The sequence below is a fragment of the Nonomuraea sp. CX421 genome, from assembly GCF_059358955.1.
The window spans coordinates 138,976-159,089 of record NZ_JCADBK010000001.1 but is presented as its reverse complement, the minus strand read 5'-3'; the positions used below and the strand labels follow the sequence as shown (position 1 = coordinate 159,089).

At 69.1% G+C, this 20,114-nt stretch carries 17 protein-coding genes; 8 read left to right on the top strand and 9 right to left on the bottom strand.

Annotated elements, in window-relative coordinates; genetic code table 11:
• The first annotated feature begins 233 nt into the window (after positions 1-233).
• A complete protein-coding gene (locus tag AC5L3X_RS00800; RefSeq protein ID WP_494854366.1) occupies positions 234-977 on the top strand; it encodes a thioesterase II family protein in 744 nt (247 codons plus the stop codon).
• A 42-nt stretch (positions 978-1,019) separates the two neighbouring features.
• Here AC5L3X_RS00800 and AC5L3X_RS00795 read toward each other — a convergent pair whose 3' ends face one another.
• The 7 genes from AC5L3X_RS00795 to AC5L3X_RS00765 all read right to left on the bottom strand — a co-directional run bounded on the left by AC5L3X_RS00795 (position 1,020) and on the right by AC5L3X_RS00765 (position 9,672).
• A complete protein-coding gene (locus AC5L3X_RS00795; protein ID WP_494854365.1) occupies positions 1,020-2,750 on the bottom strand; it encodes a CocE/NonD family hydrolase in 1,731 nt (576 codons plus the stop codon).
• The gene (locus tag AC5L3X_RS00790) at positions 2,750-3,703 is read right to left on the bottom strand and encodes an MBL fold metallo-hydrolase (RefSeq protein WP_494854364.1); all 954 of its coding nucleotides are present in this window, start codon (positions 3,701-3,703) and stop codon (positions 2,750-2,752) included. Before AC5L3X_RS00790 ends, AC5L3X_RS00795 begins: the two co-directional genes overlap by 1 nt.
• Positions 3,700-4,626 (bottom strand): alpha/beta hydrolase, encoded by a 927-nt coding sequence (locus tag AC5L3X_RS00785; protein ID WP_494854362.1) that lies wholly within the window; start codon positions 4,624-4,626, stop codon positions 3,700-3,702. Before AC5L3X_RS00785 ends, AC5L3X_RS00790 begins: the two co-directional genes overlap by 4 nt.
• 4 nt (positions 4,627-4,630) lie before the next feature.
• On the bottom strand, positions 4,631-5,815 hold the full coding sequence (locus tag AC5L3X_RS00780; protein WP_494854361.1) for an FAD-dependent oxidoreductase: 1,185 nt from the start codon (positions 5,813-5,815) through the stop codon (positions 4,631-4,633).
• The gene (locus AC5L3X_RS00775) at positions 5,812-6,777 is read right to left on the bottom strand and encodes a phosphotriesterase family protein (RefSeq protein ID WP_494854360.1); all 966 of its coding nucleotides are present in this window, start codon (positions 6,775-6,777) and stop codon (positions 5,812-5,814) included. Before AC5L3X_RS00775 ends, AC5L3X_RS00780 begins: the two co-directional genes overlap by 4 nt.
• 44 nt (positions 6,778-6,821) lie before the next feature.
• The gene (locus tag AC5L3X_RS00770; RefSeq protein ID WP_494854358.1) at positions 6,822-7,814 is read right to left on the bottom strand and encodes a phosphotriesterase family protein; all 993 of its coding nucleotides are present in this window, start codon (positions 7,812-7,814) and stop codon (positions 6,822-6,824) included.
• A gap of 247 nt (positions 7,815-8,061) precedes the next feature.
• Positions 8,062-9,672: an MFS transporter gene (locus tag AC5L3X_RS00765; RefSeq protein WP_494854357.1), complete on the bottom strand. Its 1,611-nt coding sequence runs from the start codon at positions 9,670-9,672 to the stop codon at positions 8,062-8,064.
• 194 nt (positions 9,673-9,866) lie between these two features.
• Here AC5L3X_RS00765 and AC5L3X_RS00760 point away from each other — a divergent pair, with 194 nt between their 5' ends.
• Positions 9,867-10,481, top strand: coding sequence for a TetR/AcrR family transcriptional regulator (locus AC5L3X_RS00760; RefSeq protein WP_494854356.1), 615 nt, complete (start codon positions 9,867-9,869; stop codon positions 10,479-10,481).
• 323 nt (positions 10,482-10,804) lie between these two features.
• Here AC5L3X_RS00760 and AC5L3X_RS00755 read toward each other — a convergent pair whose 3' ends face one another.
• Positions 10,805-11,191, bottom strand: a complete 387-nt coding sequence (locus tag AC5L3X_RS00755; protein ID WP_494854354.1) for a DoxX family protein — start codon at positions 11,189-11,191, stop codon at positions 10,805-10,807.
• Positions 11,192-11,265: 74 nt separating this feature from the next.
• Between AC5L3X_RS00755 and AC5L3X_RS00750 the strand changes: the two genes are divergently transcribed.
• From AC5L3X_RS00750 to AC5L3X_RS00725, 6 genes are all read left to right on the top strand, one after another.
• On the top strand, positions 11,266-12,111 hold the full coding sequence (locus AC5L3X_RS00750) for a sigma-70 family RNA polymerase sigma factor (RefSeq protein ID WP_494854353.1): 846 nt from the start codon (positions 11,266-11,268) through the stop codon (positions 12,109-12,111).
• A 121-nt stretch (positions 12,112-12,232) separates the two neighbouring features.
• Positions 12,233-14,119, top strand: a complete 1,887-nt coding sequence (locus AC5L3X_RS00745) for an ATP-binding protein (protein WP_494854352.1) — start codon at positions 12,233-12,235, stop codon at positions 14,117-14,119.
• A gap of 386 nt (positions 14,120-14,505) precedes the next feature.
• Complete coding sequence (locus AC5L3X_RS00740; protein ID WP_494854351.1) at positions 14,506-15,600, top strand: sugar ABC transporter substrate-binding protein; 1,095 nt, start codon at positions 14,506-14,508, stop codon at positions 15,598-15,600.
• Positions 15,597-17,108: a sugar ABC transporter ATP-binding protein gene (locus AC5L3X_RS00735; RefSeq protein ID WP_494854350.1), complete on the top strand. Its 1,512-nt coding sequence runs from the start codon at positions 15,597-15,599 to the stop codon at positions 17,106-17,108. The genes AC5L3X_RS00740 and AC5L3X_RS00735 overlap by 4 nt, the downstream gene beginning before the upstream one ends.
• A gap of 9 nt (positions 17,109-17,117) precedes the next feature.
• Complete coding sequence (locus tag AC5L3X_RS00730; protein WP_494854348.1) at positions 17,118-18,119, top strand: ABC transporter permease; 1,002 nt, start codon at positions 17,118-17,120, stop codon at positions 18,117-18,119.
• 2 nt (positions 18,120-18,121) lie between these two features.
• On the top strand, positions 18,122-19,276 hold the full coding sequence (locus AC5L3X_RS00725; RefSeq protein WP_494854346.1) for a serine hydrolase domain-containing protein: 1,155 nt from the start codon (positions 18,122-18,124) through the stop codon (positions 19,274-19,276).
• A gap of 176 nt (positions 19,277-19,452) precedes the next feature.
• On the opposite strand, the gene AC5L3X_RS00720 is transcribed toward AC5L3X_RS00725, so the two are convergent.
• On the bottom strand, positions 19,453-20,070 hold the full coding sequence (locus tag AC5L3X_RS00720; protein WP_494854344.1) for a hypothetical protein: 618 nt from the start codon (positions 20,068-20,070) through the stop codon (positions 19,453-19,455).
• Positions 20,071-20,114: the final 44 nt, after the last annotated feature.

Genomic DNA, 20,114 nt, shown 5'->3' with positions numbered 1-20,114 from the left:
CCAGATCCAGGCTGCATCCTATGCATAGAGATGATCTTAGTTTCGGTGATCTATAGGCGATATATCCGTGATACGGGCCATATGGCACGTTATGAAACGAGATCATTACTTCTTATGGCAGTCCTGTCACGAAAAGGTGTTGATGACCAGGTGACATCTTGCCGCCGGGTTCGGCCCAGGGCCGGCGCTGATCATCCCGATCGGCGCCCAGAGAATTCCAGAGAGGAGCCGCCTTGCCCGACGAGGTGTTCGAGCGGTGGATCAGACGCTTCCACCCCGCGCCCGAGGCCCGCGTACGTCTCGTCTGCCTACCGCACGCCGGCGGCGGTGGTTTCTTCTCCCTCTCGGCTGCCCTGGCCCCCTCGATCGAGGTGTGGTCGGTCAAGTACCCCGGCCGTCAGGACCGCAGGCATGAACCGCTCATCCCCGACATCGGGCGCCTGGCCGCCGAGCTCGCCGGCGTGTTGGACGGGCGACTGGAGGGACCGTGGGCTCTGCTGGGCCACAGCATGGGCGCCATGGTCGCTTTCGAGACCGCCAGGCTTCTGCCGGGAGCGCTCTGCCTGATCGCCTCAGGGAGACGTGCCCCCTCCACGCACCGCGACGAGCGCGTGCACCTGCGCGACGATCAGGGCATCGCCGATGAGTTGCGCTTGCTCAGCGGCACCGATCCGGCGTTCATCGGAGAGCCGGAGCTCTTCCAGATGATCCTGCCGGTCCTGCGCGCCGACTATCGCGCCGTCGAGACCTACGAGGCGGGTCGGGAAGCGGTCGTCGACTGTCCGATCACCGCCTTCGTCGGCGATGACGACCCCAAGACCACGATCGAGGAGGCCCGCGCCTGGCGGCGGCACACCTCCGCGACCTTCGGCCTGCGGATCTTCCCAGGCGGCCACTTCTTCCTCGATGACCGCCGGGCCGAGGTGGCCGCGGCTCTGTCGGGCCTCCTGCTTGACCGGCCCGTGAAACGGCCATGACCCGGCCGCTCGCGGTCCTGCGTTGCGGAACGCCAGGCTCGGCTACCCGTTCTCCGGCGCGGTGCGCTTCGTGAACGGCAGCACGAGCCGCGACCGGTGGACGGCGTCGCGATAGATCTTGTGGGTGACGGGGCGACCCACCGGCAGGTGGAACGCGTCCGGCGGCAGCAGCGAGTTGTGCGCGTCCGCCAGCGGCTCGTCGTTGGAGAGCTCCACCAGCAGCCGGTGGCCGGGGCCGAACGTCGCCGCGAACGGGTAGAGCCGCAGGACGTACTCCTCGATCTGCCCGGGCTCCACCGGCACGGCGCGGGTGTGCGGGTGGTACGGGTCGCCCTCGGTCGTCCGGTCGTCCAGCTCGCGGTGCGACGCCTTGAGGAAGCCCGTGGTGATCAGCTGGCGGCTTCCGTTCGGGGCGACGTCCCACAGCCGCATGATGAAGTTCGTGTCATCCTGGTCGATCTCGGCGAACAGGTGCGCCGCGCCGGAGCCGATGAGCTCCGTGGGCTCCTCGAACGGCTCGGTGCTCCAGCTGACGATCTCCACCTTGTCGGTCACCGTCAGCGGCGCCTGGTAGAAGCCGTCCGGGGCGGCGTGCTCGGCGCCCATCAACTCGGGCTCCGACGAGAGCTTGCGGCGCGGGCGCAGGTAGAGCGGCCGGTACTCGATCTCCTTCGGCGGCCACTGATCGGCGGTGACCACCTCCCGCGAGCCCTCCACGAAGACGCTCACCGCAGGCTCGTCCATGACGCCGTTGTCGACGCCCTTGAGCCAGTACTCGTACCAGCGGAACATCTTGTCGTGCTCCTCGACCCAGGGGCGTGACTGCATCGGCGGGTAGGAGCCGATGTCCAGCCGCTTGGGACCCTTCAGCACGTTGAACAGCTCGATGTGGCCGTCCACGGTCCAGCCGCGACCCTGGTCGATCTGCAGATAGACCGGGATGTCGATGTTCTCGGCCAGCCGGATGGGGTTGCGTTCCTCGTACCACTCCCCGTCGAGGTGGTTCATCACGATGTCGAACCAGAACTCGCGGTTCTTCGGGTACCTCAGCACGTGCACGAGGTTCGGCCACGCGGCGACGTCCGGGTCCCGGAGCCGCTCGTCGACGAGTTTCCCGAGCTCCTCCGGGGAGTGGACCTCCCGCATGCGGGACCTGACATCGGTGTGCGCGATGCCGGAGTCGCCACCGCGTCCCTCGCGGGCGGCCCGTGGCATGAACCACATGACGCCGCCGTGGTAGGTGGTCTCGTAGAAGTCGAAATGGCCGCCGCTGACGAAGATCGCCTTCAGGTGCGGCGGCCGCTCCGCCGCGGCGAGCACCTGCATCGAGCCGAAGTAGGAGATGCCGATCATGCCGACGTTCCCGTCGCACCACGGCTGCTCGGCGACCCACTCGATGACGTCGTACAGGTCCTGACCCTGGGGAACGCCACCGGCGTTGTAGTTGCCGATCATCACGCCGCCGGAGTCACCGGTGCCGCGCATGTCACCGATGACGTGGACGTAGTCCTCCTTGACGACGCGCGCGATGTCGCCGGCCTCGATGCAGCCGTCCCACATCGGGCTGGGACGACGCTGCGGCGGCGTGGTGAGGGCGAGGGCCTGCAGCTCCTTGCCGTACGCGCTCATCGCGATCAGGGCCGGCCGCGGCCTGTCCTCGGTGCCGTGGTAGGCGTCCACGGCGAGGGTGACCCCGTCGCGCATCGGCACCCGCAGGTCCTTGCGGACGGCGATCGTCTGCTCGCCCGCCTGGATCGTCTGGAAGTCGGCCATCAGTGCGAATCCTCTGTCACGTTCTGGTTGAAGTGTGTGCGGTAGCCGTGCATCGAGGTGAAGAACGGCGACGGCTCGAGCGTGGGGTCGCCGGTGTAGCCGAGCCTCTCGGCCACGGAGGCGAACGGTGAGTACGGCGAGTCCGTCTCCCGCAGGCCGTCCGCAAGGCAGCGGCAGGCCGCTTCGCCGACCTCGGCCTCGATGTCCAGGCTCTCCTGGAGCGCCTCCCGAGCCTGGGCGGCGTCGAGCTCGACCCCGTACGGCGTGCCGTCCGCGCGGCGGTACGGGTGCCCGAGGTACAGGTGCCGCGGACGGACCTCGTCGCGCAGGTGGCGCAGCCCGGCCCGGTAGGCGACCGGATCCAGGTAACCGGGGAAGCCGTTGGCGGCCCCGTGGACCTGGACGGCGTCGCCGACGAACACGGATCGCTGGCCGTCGATCACGTAGGCCACCGAGCCGGGCGTGTGGCCCGGCACCGAGTGGACGGAGACGGTCACGTCACCACCGAGCGAGAGGGTCTCGCCGCCGTTGAGCAGCATGGTCGGCTCCATTTCGCCGGAGATGACCGCATCGGCGGCGGCCGTCACCTTCGCCGCGCCCTCCGGGTCGTTCAGGTACCGCCCCCGGCCGTGGAGGTAGTCGTCCACGTGCGCCCGGCGCGAGCGCAGCATCGGGGCGTCGGCCTCGTGGATGACCACCCGCGCCCGCCGTCCGGTGAGCTCCCACAGGGCGTGGGCGCCGCCGACGTGGTCGATGTGGCCGTGGGTCAGCAGGATCCAGCGCACGTCCTCGATGCGGCGCCCGATGGCCGCGAGCGCGGGGGCCATGCCCTCGGCGGGCGAGGAGGCGATCCCGGTGTCGACGACGGCCGGCTCGGGGGCGTCGATGAAGAAGCTGTACAGACCGAACCGGCCCCACGGCGAGACCAGGGGATGAACGTTCACCCGCGTCATGACTCGCGCCCCAGGAAGGCGGCCGTCTCCTCGAAGACCCGCTGGTAGGCCGGGATCCAGGAGAAGTGCTGCACGAATCCGTGGTTGGCGCCCGGGTAGCGACTCACCGTGGCGTCGACTCCGGCCTCCTTGAGGCGCCGGCCGTAGAGTTCGCCCTCATCGCGCAGCGGGTCGCACTCCGCGGTCACGATCAGCGCGGGCGGCAGCCCGGTGAGGTCGGCCCGCTTGATCGGAGAGACCCGCGGATCGGCGGGGTCGGCGCCGCCGTCGAGATAGAAGGCGTTGAACGGCTTCAGTCCCGCCGTCTCCAGGCCGTAGCCGACGGCGTTCTCGCGCAGCGAGGCGTAGCGGTCGACGTCGAAGTCGAGATCGAGCGAGGGGTAGAAGAGGATCTGATGGGTGATCCGGTCGAAGCCCTCGTCGTGCGCCATCGCGGCGACGGCCGCGGCGAACGTGCCCCCGGAGCTGTCACCGGCGATGGCCAGCGTCGTGCCGTCCCAGCCCAGGGTCTCGCCGTTCTCGGCGGCCCATCGGACCGTGGCGTAGCAGTCCTCGAGACCGGCAGGGAAGGCGTGCTCGGGCGCCAGCCGGTAGCCGACGGAGACGACCTTGAGCCCGGTCTCCTTGGCCAGGGCGCGCGCGACGTGGTCGTGCGTCTCCAGGCTGCCGAGGAAGAACGCGCCGCCGTGGAAGTAGACCAGTACGCCGTACGCGTCGGCCTCGACCGGCGTGTAGACCCGGACCGGGACCTCGCCGGCGGCGGTCCGTGCGGTGAGGTCCTCGACGGAGTGGAGCGGCAGGCGGGCGGACACGGGCGGCACCGCGGCCTCCTCGCCGGCGCGCATCGCCTCCGGGTTCAGCGGACCGGGAGGCGATGCCGGCAGGTCGGCGAGGATCCGGGCGATGTCGGGGTGCAGTGGCATGGCGTCAGACCTCCGGCTTCTGTGAGGCGGGCTTCGCAGGGGAGGCGGGCTCCTGGGACGCGGGCTTCGGAGGGGAGGCGGGCTCCTGGGACGCGGGCTTCTGGCCCGGGAAGACGTCGCTGATCTCGTCCTCGGTCCAGCCCTGGCGCGAGATCCGCTGCAGCTCGTCGGTCACCGGCTTGCGGGTGGCCTGGTAGCGCGCCAGCGCCTCCTTGACGGAGCCGGCCTCCCTGAGGGCGTCGGCGAGGCCGCCGGCGTCCAGGATCGCCGAGTTGGCGCCCTGACCCTGGTGGTGCAGCATCGAGTGGGCCGCGTCGCCCACGAGGACGACGGAGTCCGAGTGCCACGTGTCGACCGGGTCGATGTCGTAGACCGCGCGGCAGTTGACGGCGTCCATGTCGAGGCCGCGGGTGATGCTCACGATCCGCTCGTCGAACCCCTCGACGGTCTTCAGCAGGTCGTCCTTGGTGACCTTCGGCGCCCAGGTGCTGTCCGGGCACAGGGCGGTGATGTCGAACGAGACCTGGCCGCGGTGGCGCAGCGGCAGGAAGTAGATCTTCGTGCCCCGGCCGATGTACATCCGGAGGTTGTCGTCGACGGCCATCCCGAGGGCGTCGTCCACGGAGATCACGGCGCGGTAGGCGTGCTCGCCGGAGAACACCGGCTGGTTGTCGCCGAACAGCTGAGCCCGCACGACCGACTTGATGCCGTCGGCGCCGACCACCAGGTCGGCGGTGACCGCCTCGCCGTTGGTGAAGGTCAGGGTCGCCTTGTCACCCTCGTCCTTGACGCTCTCCAGCTTGTGACCGAGGTGCACCATGCCGTCGGGGAGCACGCCCAGGAGAGCCTCGATGAAGTCACAGCGGTGGATGAGGTGGGTCTTCTGGCCGAAGGTGTCGATCTCCGGCCACGCCTCCTTCATGATCGGGTCGGCGGTGGGCGTGAGGATCTCGAAGTAGTCGCTCGGCGAGCTGACCTTCGCGATCGCGTCGAAGATGCCCCACTGGCGGAACTGGTCCATGGTGGACGGCCGCAGGCCGATGCCGGCGCCGACCTCGCGGGTCCGGCTCGCCTGCTCGTAGACGTTGACGGTGGCGCCGAGGAGGCTCAGGGCCTTGGCCGCGGCGGCTCCGGCGTACCCCGCGCCGACGATGGCGATGTTCAGGTGCTTCAGGTCTGAGGTGTTCATGCTTTTGGTCCTTGCTGGATCGTCAGGAAGTCGGCGGGGTTGTCGACGAAGATCGTCTTGATCGTGGCCTCGTCGAGACCGGCGGCACGGAGGTCCGGGATGAGGTCCTCGAAGAGGTAGTTGACGGTGTGGCCCTTCACGCCCGGCCAGCCCAGCGGGCTGCAGTTGGCGTCGGCCGAGGCGAGCACCTTGCCCAGGTGCCCCTGACCGATGAACCGGAGGAAGTGGTCCAGCCGCTCCTTGCGCGGACGGGCCCAGAACGGCGGGTCCTCGAGCTCGGTCTCGTAGCCGAAGGTGTCGAACCCGATCCGGCCGCCCTGCTCCGCGATCCAGGTGTCACGGGTCTTGTCGGCGTTCACGCCGTCGTCGACGTGGCCGAACAGGACGCGGTCGAGCGGGAGCCCCTCCGCGTCGAAGACGGCGATCGCGTTCTCGGCGTCGATCGCGAGGTGGGTCAGGACGGGCACGCCGGTGATGAGGGCGGCGCGGGCGGCGGCGCGGTAGATGCGCTTGTCCAGGTCCGTCATCCGGCCGCCACGGCTCACGCCGACCTTGATGATGCCGGCGCGTCCGCCGGTGTCGCCGATGCCGACGGTGATCTCGTGGATGAAGTGCTGGGCCAGGTATTCCACACTCGCCCGGGCGAAGAACGGCAGCGCGGTGTCGCCGCCGACGAAGCCGGTGCTCGCCACGATGTGCACGCCGGTCTTCGCGGACAGCGATCTGTAGTAGTCGACGTCCCGGCCGTTGCAGATGCCGGTCGCGTCGACGAACGTGCCGCCGCCGTACTCATGGAACCGGCGCAGCTTCGGGACGGTCTCCTCGTATCGCTGCTCGGGGGTCTTCCACCACTTCGTGTCCAGCTCGGAGCCCGGCATGCCGTACCCGATGTGCTCGTGGACGGCCACCAGACCCAGATCTTCGGCCGGGATCGGCCCCAGGACGGTATTCACTCTCGACACAACACTCACCCTTCAGCGAAGAACTTGACGATCTCGGGCCGCGCTCAGCGCACCGACAGCAGCTCGCGCGGGTTGTCCACGAGGATCCGCTGGACGTCCGCGTCGCTGAGGCCCTGCGCCTTGAGGAGGGGGACGAATGCGGTCAGGACGTAGCTGTAGGGCAGGTCGTTGGCCGGGTGGCCCTTGGCGACGCCGGTCGCGCCGCTCGAGAGCAGGATCCGGTCGCCGTGACCGGCCTCGACCAACTCGGCGACCAGGGCGGCGCGCTCGGTGTCGGTGACGTGGGCGTCGTCCTCGGTGCCGACCTGGTCGAGGGCGACGTAGGCGCCACGGGCCGCGACCTCGAACGGCGCGCCGGCCGCGACGGCGTCCTCGCGGTCGAGCCCGCCGACGACGACGCGGTCGGCCGGCAGCTTCTCGTCCAGGACGATCTCGAGGTCGCGCACGGCGTCGTCGCCGTAGCGGATGGACACCGGGACACCGGTGGTCAGGGCGGCGCGGGCCGCGCCGCGAAACAGGCTCTCGTCGGTCGCGGTCATGCCCGCGAGGGTCGCGGCGGTGGCCACGAGGCCCGCGGCGCCCCGCCGCTCGACGCGGGGGACCACCATGCCCTCGGTGACCTCCTTGGCGAAGAGGTCGGCGAACTTCTCGGCCGGCCACGGCGTCGGCGGATTGGTCTGCGGCGTCAGGAAGTAGCCGCCGAGCATCTCCTCGGGGCCCTGGCCCGTCGACGCGACGATGTGCACGCCGGTCGTGCGCGAGAGGGTCTCGTACAGCCGCACGTCGCGCCCGTGGAACATGCCGGTGCTGTCGACGATCGTCCCGCCGCCGTGCCCGCGGAAGTCGCGCAGCTTCCCGGCCAGGGTCTCGAAGATCTCGGCACGGTCGATGGTGACGTCGAACGCGTACTCCGCTCCCGGAACCACCGACAGCAGAGCCTCGTGAACCGCGACGACCCCCAGCTCCCGCGCGGGAACGGGGCCCAGGACGGTGTTGACGACGCTGTCGGTGGTGTTCTCGGCAGTCTGGGCACCCATCGCTGCCCCTCCTTTCGGTGTCGGCGAGTGACCGCGGTCACGCCACTCTGGAAGCGTGTCATTTAGGTTTACGCCACGTCAAGAGAATGTTCTGCACGTAAATTAAATTTTATACGCGTACGGAGAGGGTCGAGGTCGCCAGTCGCCAGTCGCCAGTCGCCAGTCGCCGGTCGCCGGTCGCGGGGAGCGGCGACCGGCGACCGGCTATCCGGTCCAGCGACCTCGACCAGGTCCGGCGGCCCGCTGGTCACTCGGCGGGGGCGAACTCCTCGTCGCTCAGCGGCTCCTCGGCGTCGGCGCGCTGCACGCCGAAGAGCCCGAACAGCGTCAGGGCCGCGGCAGCGGCGGCGCAGAGGCTGGCGACCAGGAACCCGAGGCTGTAGGCGCTGCCCAACGACTCGAACGCGAGCAGGCGAAGGCTCTCCGGCATCGGCACCGGCGGCAGGTCAGGACCGGCGCCGGGCACGACCGGCATCGAGTTGATCGCCAAGGCGCCACTGCCTTGCGCGATGCCCCCGGCGATGTCGGTGTAGGGCGGCTGGAGCCCGGACTGGCCGAGCGCCCCGCCGAAGCCGGCGCTCAGGTCACCGTTCGCCCGGCTGACCGCGAACGCGGCGATGAGCACCGGACCGAGCGCGAAGCCGAAGTCGCGGAGCAGGTTGGTGGTGGCACTGGCCATGCCGGCCAGCCGCAGCGGAACGGTGTTGATGGCGACGGCCGTGATCGAGCCGACGGTGAGCGCGAAGCCGACGCCGAGGGCCAGCATCGGGCCGAAGAACCGCGTCCAGTCCATGTCGTGCACGTCGAACGTCGAGCACCAGAGGCCGCTGACGGAGATCAGGGCGAAACCGACGGTGAGCACCCAGCGAGGCGAGAAGTTCCGGATCAGATGGGAGACGGCCGGCACCAGCACGAAGGCCGGACCCTGGATGAACAGGAACAGCACGCCGATCTTCAGAGCGCTCTGGTGCTGGATCGCGCCGAGCCAGATGCTCATCGAGTAGCAGGTCGCGAGGAACGCGAACATGCCGACCACCGTGGCGATCGCGACGATCGCGTAGGAACGGTTGGCGAAGATGTTGAGGTGCAGCAGCGGGACGTCGGTCCGCAACTCGATGACGACGAAGGCGGCGAGGAGCGCGAGGCCCGCGACGAAGGCACCGATGATCTCGGGCCGGGCGAAGCCGGCCTCGGAGCCCTGGGTGGCGGCGAAAAGGATGGCGATCAGACCGAGAGCCAGCGTGACCTGGCCAGGGATGTCCAGCTTGCGCCCCTCCGGCGCCGAGGAGTCGGCGGCGAACTGGGTGATGATGATCGAGACGACCGCCGCCATGATCACCACGAGGTACGACGTCCGCCAGTCGCCCTCCGCGGCCAGCCACCCGCCCATCAGCGGGGAGATCGCCGCGCCGATCGACAGGAAACCGGCCCAGACCGCGATGGCCTTGGAGCGGGCCTCCTGCGACGGGCTGACCGCGGCCAGCATGGCGAGCGAGATCGGGTAGAGGATCGCGGCTCCGAGGCCCGCGACGACCTGCCCGATCCACAACATGTGGACCGTCTCGGCGAGGCAGCTGACGAGTGAGCCGGCGACCGTCAGCAGAGCACCCGCCTGCAGCAGTCGCTTGCGACCGAACAGGTCACCGATCACGCCGGTGGTCAGCTCGAAGACGACCATGGGGATGGCGAAGGCGGCCGTGACCCAGGCCAGCTCGGCGCCGGTGGTCTGGAACTCCTGTTGGAACGTGCCATTGAGCGCGCCGGGCAGCGAGTACGCCACTTGGGCGAGGAGTACGGCGAAGCACCCGGCGACCACCGTGGCGGTGTAGCCCTGCTTGCGCGCAGCGGTCTGCGTCATTGCGATTTCTTCCTTGTCGATAGGCCGGATCGTCGATTCCGGCCGCTCGGGATCGGCCACCCGATGTGAGCGCAATCACCTGTTGGGTGTGCAAGGTGCCATATGATTTAACACAGCGTCAATAGTTTGAGCAGCACGTATTCAGCACGATCAGCGAGAGCGGAGTGCGGCCGCGGTGCCCTATGCTGGCCGCCATGGCGACGCTTCGTGCGGCACAGAAGGAGATGACGCGCAAGCTCCTGCTCGACGCCGGCCTGGACCTGTTCGGGTCGAAGGGCTACGCGACGACGACGGTCGACGACATCGCGTCAGCGGCGGGGACGACGCGGGTGACCTTCTACGCGTACTTCCCCTCCAAGGTCGATCTGATGAAGGCCCTCGTCTCGGAGCGGCTCAACGCCGCGCTCGACCGGCTCCCCTCCGCCGAGCACGGGTCGACCGAGCGTGAGCTGGTCGCCGTGGTCGAGGACGGCTCGCGCGAGCGCGTCCGCGCGTGGCTCGCGTCGACCTCCGAACGATGGGATGTGATCCGTCCCTACACCAAGGCCGCCTTCGAGGCCGCGGCCGTTGACCCCGAGATCCGCACGCTCCTCGACGAGTGGCTGAACGAGGCCATCGGTGACATCAAGGAGGGGCTCGACCGCGCCGACCGGTTCCCGGTCGGCACCCGCCACTTCCGCGGCGTCATCGCCATCACCGAGCTGGACCACGTCGCCCGCCACTGGAAGCCGGGGACCTGGGGCGTCGACCGCGACGAGATGCTGGACGTCCTCACCGAGAGCTGGATCGGCTCGATCGGGCGTCAGTGAGCGCCAAGCCGCGTCGACACCACGGCGAGCGCCCCCGATTCTCCCGGCGCGCCCCGGTGAGGCTGGTGGTCGTGACGCTCTTGCTGGGCGTCGCAGGCCGAACAGGATGGCGACCTTCCTCCCGCAGAGCAGGGCGACCACGAAGCCGGTCGGAGGAGTGCCCATCCACAGCAACGCCACCAGCGCCCCGACTGGCGGCGGCACACCTCCGCCGCCTTCGGCCTGCGGGTCTTCCCTGGCGGCCGTCCTGGCATCGGGCCCGGCGGGCAGCTGCCAGGCGACCGTCCGGGACAGGACCTTCGGCGGACAGCTTCAAAGTCTGATCACATGATTCCGGCGGCAGCCGTGTCCATGCGGCGGCCAGCGGGTCGAAGCCGCCAGGACAGACCAGTGAGGATCACCAGCATGCCCAGCACCGCCACCTCACCCAACTGGTAGCCGGTGACCAGGTGGGAGACGATGGCGCCGGCGTAGGTGAAGAAGGCGCCCGCGTAGGCCCACTCCTTGAGCAGCGGGCGGCCGGGGACGACCAGCGCGAGCGCCCCCAGGACCTTGCAGACGCCGAGGAGGGTCAGGAAGTACGCCGGATAGCCCAGATGACGCACGAGGTCGCTGAAGGCGGGGAATCGCGCGATGTCCAGGATGCCGCCGACCCCCAGTTCGGCCGCCACCAGCGCGGTGGCCAGCCAGTAGTAGTGCTTCGACGTCATCGCATGCTCCTTGTCACATTCGCTCGTGCCGACGGTTCACAGCGATGAACCGGATGGAAGGGAGAATGTGACTGATGAACGAGGCCGCTTGGCTGGCTGCGCGATTCGAGGAGCAGCGGACCCGTCTGCGGGCCGTCGCCTTCCGCATGCTGGGTTCGCTCACCGAAGCGGATGACGCCGTGCAGAACGCTTGGCTGAGGTTGAGTCGCGCCGACACCACCGAGGTGGACAACCTGCCCGGCTGGCTGACGACCGTGATCGCCCGGGAGTGCCTCAACCTGCTGCGTTCCCGCCGTGGCCGCGGGGAGATGCCCATGCTCGACCTGGCCGACGGCGGCCATGATCCGGAAGCCGAGGCCCTCCTGTCCGACTCGGTGGGGTCAGCGCTGCTGGTCGTGCTCGACACCCTCACCCCCGCCGAACGCCTGGCCTTCGTCCTGCACGACGTCTTCGCCGTACCGTTCGACGAGATCGCGGCCATCCTGGAGCGCTCGCCGGACGCCTCCCGCCAGTTGGCCAGCCGTGCTCGCAGGCGGGTGCGCGGCGCCGGCCCGCCCGCCCACCCGGATGCCACGCGTCGGCGGCAGGTCGTGGACGCCTTTCTGCGCGCGGTACGCGAGGGCGACTTCGACGCGCTCCTTGCCGTCCTGAACCCCGGAGTCGTCTTCCGCGACGACGGCGCGGGCCTGCCGTTGATCGGCGCCCGGGCAGTGAGCGAGCACGCGATGACCTACACCAGGCACGCCCGGTACGCCCGTCCCGCACAGGTGGACGGGGACCCGGGGCTGGCCTTCGTCGTGGGGGGACGGCTCGTGGGGGCGCTCGGCTTCACGTTCACCGACGACAAGATCATGGAAATGGAAGGGATCTTCGATCCGGAACGCCTGCGGCGGGTCGTACCGGAAGGAGCAGCAGGGTGACGCCGCTGGCGGGGCCGGCCCGCGGATCGGCGCCGGAGAGCGACCTGGACACGTCAGCAAGGCTTACGTACGATTCGAGAACGCCGGGGGGCCACGTCGCTGCATGTCCAGGGGGGCATCTGTGCGTGAGGGGGAAAAGCGGAGCAGGGCCGAGGTCTGCATCCGCCGGGCCGAACACGCCCTCCATGAGGAGGGCAACCTGCGTACCAGCCGTCGCTGGTTCGAGGAGGCGCACCAGGAGGCCGAGCGCTGGGGCGACACCGCGACACAGGCTAGGGCGGCGCTGGGCCTGGGCGGGATCTGGCTGAACGAGCATCGCACCACCGCCGAGTCGGTGATGATCAGCACTCGCCAGCAGCAGGCCCTGGCCGCCATCACCCCCGGCTCTGCCCTCGCCGTACGGCTGCGCGTGCGATTGGCCGCCGAGCGGGACAACCTCATCGGCGAGCACGCCTCGGTCCTGCGGACGCTGGCCCAGGCCAGGAGCACCGGCGATCCGGTGGCCCTGGCCGAGGCGCTGAGCCTGTCCCACCACTGCTTGATGAGCCCCGAACACCAGGACCTCAGGTTCGAGCTGGCCCGGGAACTGATCGGCCTGGCCAGCCGGACCGAGCGCCGGGGCGACCTGCTCATGGGGCTGCTGTGGTGGACGGTCGACCTGTTCCTGGCCGCCGATCCGCACGCCGAGCGATCTCTGGGCGAGTTACGCGACCGGCTGGCCGCCTGGGACCATCCCGCGATCGGGTTCGTCATCGACGCGATCGAGGTCATGCTGCTCATCAGGGCGGGCCGGTTCGAGCAGGCCGAGCGGGCGGCGGCGGCCTGCTCGGAGCGCGGCTCGGCCGCGGGTGATGTCAACGCCGTCGGCTGGTACGGCGCGCAGCTGGTGACGATCCGCTGGTATCAGGGACGCGTCGCCGAACTGCTCCCGCTGCTGTCGGACCTGGTGAACTCCTCGGCACTGTGCCACGCGGACTACGCCTACTTCCCCGCGCTGGCGGTGGCCGCCGCCGAGGCGGGAGACCGGCGCCTGGCCGAGACGATGGTGGGCCGGCTGCGCGACATCACGCTCCCACTGGCGAAGAACTGGCTGGCGGCGATGTACGGGCTGGTGGAGGCAGCCCACCTGCTGGACGACGAGGCTCTGGCCGCGCGGGCCTACGACCTGCTCAAGCCCTACGCCCGGCTGCCGATGATCGCCAGCCGCGGAGCGGCCTGTTTCGGCTCCGCCCACCAGTCTCTCGGGCTGGCCGCGCTGACGGTGGGCCAGGTGGAGCGCGCCGTCGAGCACTTCGGCGAGGCGTTGCGGGCCAACCAAGCGCTCGGCCACTGGCCTGCGGCGGCGCTGAGCCGCTGGCGGCTCGGCCATGCGCTGGTCCGGATGGGCGGGCCCCGCGATGAGCTGGTGATGGCGGAGAAGGAGGCGGCGGAGCTGGGCATGGCGCTCCCCGAGGTGCGAGGCCCGCAGGCGCGTGCCGCCGGGCCGTCGGTGGCGGTGTGCTCGAACGGCGGGCGCTGGTGGCGGGTCGAGCTGGCCGGCCGGACCGCGCTGGTCAAGCCGAGTGTGGGTATGCGCCACCTTGCCATGCTGATCGCCAACCCCAGACGGGAGATCCGCGCCATCGACCTCGTCGCCGGCGGGGAGGACACGTCGGCCCAGCGGGCCCACTCCGCTCAACCAGTCCTGGACGAGCACGCGGAACGCACCTACGTGGCGCGGATGACCCAGCTCGAAGAGGAGATCGGAGAGCTGGAGGCCGCCAACGACCTGGAGCGCGCCGCGGTGCTGCGGGCCGAGCGCGACTGGCTGGTCTCTGAGCTGACCGCGAGCACCGGGCTGGGCGGCCGGGTGCGGCACTTCACCGATGACCAGGAACGGGCCAGGATCGCGGTGAGCAAGGCCATCCGGCGGGCGCTGACGCATATCGCCGAGGCCGACGATGTGATCGGCGCGGAGCTGCGCGCCACCGTGCGGACGGGGGTCCGCTGCTCCTACCTGCCACGTTGATCACGGGGCCGGTCATGCCGGTGGTCTTCGGCGGGGCGGCTCGCTCGTCGCTCCCTGACCGAGGACGTGCTTGATTTCGTCATCTGTCAAATCAGAATCGCGGCATTGTCGGACAGTGGCGCTTTTCTACCTCAGTGCACAAGCTTTGGTCATCTATAAACATCTGAGGTATGACTGGTGATCTCGCGGGCGCATGTGCTAAAGGTCCTCCTGGTGGAGGTGGGCGATCACATGTATTGCGTTTGGGTCACATGCATTTCCTCAACCTTGACGCTTGTGAATACATCTGAGGAATATAGGGTCCACCGTCGCCCCCTAGCTGGAGATAGCTCATGTCGGTTCGACTCATGCACCTGTCCCGCTACCGATCCCCACGACGTGGCCCCGTGAAATTCGTGGGCCTGGCGTTCGCCACGGTCCTGGCGCTGAGCGCCTGTGGCGCGGGCGAGACCGCGGACACGGCCGCCGCCGCGAAGCCCAAGATCGACGCGCCGGAGATCAGCGCGAGCCTCTCGCCGATGGATCAGGCTGAGGCGTACGACAAGGCCGTGGGCAAGGCGTCCACCAACTACAAGATCGCGGCTCTCAACACCTGTACCGACCTGAACGCCTGGTGCCAGGCCATGTCCAAGTACCAGCAGGAAGCGGCGCAGAAGTACGGGATCACCCTTGAGGTGTTCGACGCGGCGTTCGACCCGGCCAAGCAGCTTCGGCAGGTGCAGGACGCCATCGCCAAGGGCGGCTACGACGGGTTCATCTTCCAGCCGGTCGCCGCGGCCCCGGGCTGCCAGATGATCAAACTCCTGCTCGACACCGGCCTGCCGGTGCAGCAGGCCAACAGTCCCGTATGCCAGGACAAGGACTACCACGAAGGCACCACCGGGATGGTGGCCACCAGCACCGAGGCCTACTACGGCAAGTACCTCGAGCACATCTTCGACTCGTGCGACGGCAAGCCGTGCAAGGCGGCCGTCATCGGTGGCGTTGCAGGCCAGGACGGCTGGCGTCGGCTCCAGGCCGCCATCAAGGACACGTCCGCGAAGTACCCCAACGTGGAAATCGTCGTCGAGCAGCCCGCGGACTACGACCCCAACAAGGCACTGCGCATCACGCAGGACGCGCTCACCGCCCACTCCGACGTCTCCGTCATCATCTCGGCGTACGACGAGATGTCCCGGGGAGTCCTGCAGGCGCTCGGCGACGCCGGACGCAAAGTCGGCAAGGACGTCAAGCTGTTCAGCATCGGGGGCACCCCGTACGGGCTGTCGCAGGTGAAGGCGGGCAACTTCACCGCGACCGTGCAGTCCGATCCCAAGCCCGAAGGCTGGTTCTCGATCGTGGAACTGGTCCGCGCCCTGGACACCGGGCAGCAGACGAAGGGCTGGTCCAGCACCGGCGACTGGGACGGGATCAAGGACGGGCCGGGCAGCGAGATCCTGACCGTCGAGAACGTCGACCGTTACACCCCGAGCTACGGATGAGCGGCGCGACCGAATCCGGCGCGACCGCCCTGGAGGTGAGCGGGTGCTCGAAGACCTTCCCTGGGGTCAGGGCGCTCACCGACGTCTCCATCGCGGTCGGCGCCGGAGAGGTGCGCGGACTGGTAGGCCAGAACGGCGCCGGCAAGTCGACGCTGATCAAGGTGATCTCCGGGGCCGAGCACGCTGACAGCGGGACCGTTTCGGTCAACGGGCAGCTGCTCGCGCCGGGCGTGGCCGCGCACCGCGATGCCGGCATCGCGGTCATCTACCAAGATCCGGGAGTCGTGCCCGCGCTCTCCGCGTGCGAGAACGTCTTCCTCGGCGACCTGCCGACTCGTGGGCCGGTCGTCGACCGCGGTCACATGCGGGCGCGGTTCGAGGAACTGTGCCGGGAGTTGCAGGTCTCGATCGATCCGTCGGCTCGCGCGGCGAGTCTCTCGCTGGGAGATCGCCAGCTCATCGAGATCATGCGCGCGATTCGATCGGCGTCGACAGTGCTGATCCTCGACGAGCCCACCAGCGCCCTGCCGGAGGAGGAGCGGGTCAGGCTGTTCGAGGTGATCACCAGGCTCAGTGGAGCCGGCCTCGCGGTGGTGTTCATCTCGCACGACCTCGACGATGTGCTCGACGTCTGCGACACGGTGACCGTGCTGCGCGATGGCGGCCTGGTGTGCACCAAGGCGGCGTCGAGCATGACGCGGGACGACCTGGTGACCGCGATGACGGGCCAGACGATCGAATCCGCGCCGCGCTCGGTGACCGATCGGTCGATCGGCGCCGAGGTCCTCCAGATCACCGGCCTGACGACCAGGTCGGGCGCCGATCAGGTGGATCTTCGGGTGCACGCCGGTGAGATCGTCGGACTGGCGGGTCTGCTCGGTTCCGGCCGTTCCGAGATCCTGCGCGCCATCGCGGGAGCCGACCGCGTTCAGTCAGGCCGGATCTCGTTGATGGGCGAACAGGTGGCCTGGCCCAGGTCCGTACGCGAGGCCAAGAGGCTGGGCATCCACCTGGTCGCGGAGGACAGGCGTAGGTTCGGCCTGGTCGGCGGCGAGAGCACCACGATGAACGTGGCACTCGGCGGTTTCGACCGGCGACGCTGGTTCGGACACGTGTCCCGGTCAGCCGAGATGCGAAGCCAGCACGAGGTGCTCCAGCATGTCGGCTACCCCATGGGCAGGGAATCCCAGCCGGTCAGGAACCTCTCGGGAGGCAACCAGCAGAAGGTGCTGCTGGCGCGGCTCCTCACCCTGAAGCCCAGGGTCGTCCTGCTCGACGAGCCCACCGCGGGCATCGACGTGCAGGCCACGGCCCAGATCCTCGACCTGGTCCGCGGCCTGGCGAGCGAGGGGGCCGCGGTCATCGTCGTGATTTCCGACCTGCAGGAGCTCATCCACGCCTGTGATCGCATCAACGTCGTGCGGAGCGGCCGCATCGTGGGCCAGTTCGCCTCCGAAGCCGTCACGGAGTCGGACATTTTGCACTTGGCGTTCGCCCAACCAGCCTGAAAGTGATCCATGACCACCGAAAGACTTGCCCCCACACCACCAACCTCTGGGAAACGAAGCGCTGTCCGAGCCACGACCTGGTTGCTCGACCACGCGGTGGTCGCGCTCCTTGTGCTCATCGTGCTCGCGCTCGCCGTGCTCAGCCCCTCCTTCTTCACCGGGGCCAACCTGGCCAACCTCACCGGCCAGTGGGCGGCGGTCGGTGTTCTGGCCATCGCCGCGACGTACCTCATCATCGCCGGTGGATTCGACCTGTCGATGGGTGCGACATTCGCCTTCTGCGCCGTGGTCGCGGCCGGAGTCGGCACCCAGTATGGAACGATCCCGGCCTACGGAGCCGCCATCGCCGTGGGCTGTGTCGTAGGGCTGGTGAACGGTCTGATCGTACGGCTCGGCGGGATCAACCCGTTCGTGGCGACCTTGGGCACCAGCTTCATCATCACCGGCATCGGCTTCGCCATCACCAATGCGCAGCCCTTCTACATCTACGACGGTTCGTTCCAGTGGCTGGGCAGCGGGCGACTGTGGACGATCCCCTACTCGGGGGTGCTGCTGCTCGCCCTCCTCGTCATCGCCGGCCTGGTGCTGTCCAAGACGGTGTTCGGAAGATCTCTCTACGCGATCGGCGGCAACGAGGAGGCGTCCCGCCTCGCCGGGCTGAGGGTCGACCGGACGCTGATCACCACGTACATGCTCTCGGGGCTCGCGGCGGCCGTCGCCGGCATCATCTCCGCCTCCCAGCTCGGGGCGGGTCAGATGACGACCGACATCTCGATCCTCTTCGACGCGCTGACCGTGGTCATCATCGGCGGCACGTCGCTGTCCGGTGGGGTGGGGGCCATCTGGCGTACGGGGATCGGCCTGGCGATCCTGGCCTGCCTCGGCAACGGGTTCACGCAGCTGAACCTCTCGTCACACCTGCAGGACATCATCACCGGACTCATCGTTCTGGCCGCGTTGGGCCTGGACCGACTGCTCACGACCTATCGCAAGAGAGGAATGGAGGTGTGACCGTGGAGACTCAGATTCACGGGTACGTCGCGCCTGGATTCGAGCGCGTCCGCACCCAGTTTGAGCGGAACTTCGCGGAACTGGGCGAGGTGGGGGCCTCGGTGGCGGTTCATCACCGGGGATCGCTGGTGGTCGACCTGTGGGCGGGGAGCGCGGGCGACGGGCGGGACTGGGAGGAGCGGACCATGGCGCCGGTCTTCTCCGTGTCGAAGGGCATCGCCGCCATCGTTCTCACGTACCTGGCGTCCCGGGGTGACCTACGGATCGACGCGCCCATCGCCGAGGTCTGGCCGGAGTTCGCGCAGAACGGGAAGGCGGAGGTCACCTTGCGGCACGTGCTGTCGCACACCGCGGGCCTGCCGTGGTTCGACGGTTCCAGTGAGATCGTGAGCTTCGACTCCATCGAAGGCTGGGCCTCTCGTGATCACGTGGAGGACTGCATCGCCAGGCAGGCGCCGCTGTGGGAGCCGGGCACCCAGGTGGCCTACCACTCCTTCACCTACGGGTGGATCGCCGACGCCGTCGTACGCCGAGCCACCGGGCGAACGATCGGTGAGGTGCTGGCGCGGGATCTCGCGGGCCCACTGGATGCCGACTTCGCGATCGGTTATCGCGGGGACCCTGGTCGCGTGGCCGAACTGGTCCCGCCGAAGCAGATCAGCGACACCCGCAAGGCGGACACCGCCGGTGATGCCGCGCGGGCGATGTTCTACGGCCCAGAGGTCAGGCCCATGTGGGAGATCGCGGGCATGCCTTCCTACTGGGCCCTCGGCGGTTGCGCCGCCGGAGGCGTCGGCAACGCGCGGGGCATCGCGCGCCTGTACTCCTTGCTGACCACGAGCCAGGAAGAGGGCGGGCTGATCCCCGAGGCGAGCGTCGCCGAGCACACCAGGGAGCAGTTCTCCGGCCGGGACCGCGCCTTCGGCTTCTGGTCCCGTACCGGCCTCGGCTTCGGGCTGGCCACCGAGGACGGCATCTCCTACGGTCCGTTCGTCAACGCCGCCGGGTTCAGCGGAATGGGCGGGGCGCTCGGCTTCGCCGACCGGACCCGTGCGGTCACCTTCGGGTACGCGATGAACCAGATCCGGCTGGAGAGCTATGGGAACGTGTCCACCGTGGCCGCCCTGCTCGACACGCTCGACCAGTGCATTGACTGATCCACGCCGCTCCGCGGGCCTTCCCGGGGATCGTGATCTCAGGCTGACTCGTAGGTGAACCCGCCTCAGCCCGAGCGCATCGGAGGTGCGAGGTGCTCGGGCTGAGGCGGTGCGGCGGTCGGCGGCTTGGACGTCACGCTCTTCGCGGGCGCACGGTCCTTCGTCCGTCCCAGGGCTCACAGCGCGGGGCGGACGGCCAGGCGCACGCCCAGCTGGGCGTGCATGCCGAGCAACCACGCCGAGCTGACCCACACCGAGAAGGCGGCGCCGCCGAAGATCTGGGCCACCATGGTCACCGGGAACCACATGCCCACCAGCAGGGGCAGCCAGCGCGCCGCGCCGCGGTAACGGCCCCGGATCGCGACGGCGATGCCGAGGGCGAGCATGCCGAGCTGGCTGAGCGGCCAGCAGGCGTCCAGGATCATCAGCGGCAGCGGGAAGTCGTCGTGCCTGGCGTAGCCGAAGGACAGCGCGTTGAGCAGGAATGCCCCGGGAAGTAGCAGCAGCAGGCCGAACGGGATGACGCGGGTCCACCCCTCGCCGGCGCCGCGCGTGGCTCGTACCGTCCAGACGTAGGCGAACAGGCCCACGACGAACAGCATGCCGGTGATGGTGTCGAGGGTCTGGATGCCCTGCTGGATCTTGTCCCCGACGATAGCGGTGCCCGCGGCCCAGGCGGTGGATCCGGTGGCCAGGAGGAGTCCGGAGATGCGGATCCGCATCGGATCTCCGGAGGACCGGACCGTGACGGGGTCGTCGGGATTGACGTTGCTGGGCACGATGTAGCTGGACACGAGCGCTCCTTCGTCGGCTGTCGTTGGGAGCACGATCCCGGTCA

Excerpts from the sequence above, each read along its gene's own strand:
- AC5L3X_RS00790 (WP_494854364.1), bottom strand. The coding sequence starts at position 3,703 with ATGACGCGGGTGAACGTTCATCCCCTGGTCTCGCCGTGGGGCCGGTTC.
- AC5L3X_RS00755 (WP_494854354.1), bottom strand. The coding sequence starts at position 11,191 with ATGACGTCGAAGCACTACTACTGGCTGGCCACCGCGCTGGTGGCGGCC.
- AC5L3X_RS00780 (WP_494854361.1), bottom strand. The coding sequence starts at position 5,815 with ATGAACACCTCAGACCTGAAGCACCTGAACATCGCCATCGTCGGCGCG.
- AC5L3X_RS00785 (WP_494854362.1), bottom strand. The coding sequence starts at position 4,626 with ATGCCACTGCACCCCGACATCGCCCGGATCCTCGCCGACCTGCCGGCA.
- AC5L3X_RS00730 (WP_494854348.1), top strand. The coding sequence starts at position 17,118 with ATGACCACCGAAAGACTTGCCCCCACACCACCAACCTCTGGGAAACGA.
- AC5L3X_RS00765 (WP_494854357.1), bottom strand. The coding sequence starts at position 9,672 with ATGACGCAGACCGCTGCGCGCAAGCAGGGCTACACCGCCACGGTGGTC.
- AC5L3X_RS00735 (WP_494854350.1), top strand. The coding sequence starts at position 15,597 with ATGAGCGGCGCGACCGAATCCGGCGCGACCGCCCTGGAGGTGAGCGGG.
- AC5L3X_RS00760 (WP_494854356.1), top strand. The coding sequence starts at position 9,867 with ATGGCGACGCTTCGTGCGGCACAGAAGGAGATGACGCGCAAGCTCCTG.
- AC5L3X_RS00750 (WP_494854353.1), top strand. The coding sequence starts at position 11,266 with ATGAACGAGGCCGCTTGGCTGGCTGCGCGATTCGAGGAGCAGCGGACC.
- AC5L3X_RS00770 (WP_494854358.1), bottom strand. The coding sequence starts at position 7,814 with ATGGGTGCCCAGACTGCCGAGAACACCACCGACAGCGTCGTCAACACC.
- AC5L3X_RS00795 (WP_494854365.1), bottom strand. The coding sequence starts at position 2,750 with ATGGCCGACTTCCAGACGATCCAGGCGGGCGAGCAGACGATCGCCGTC.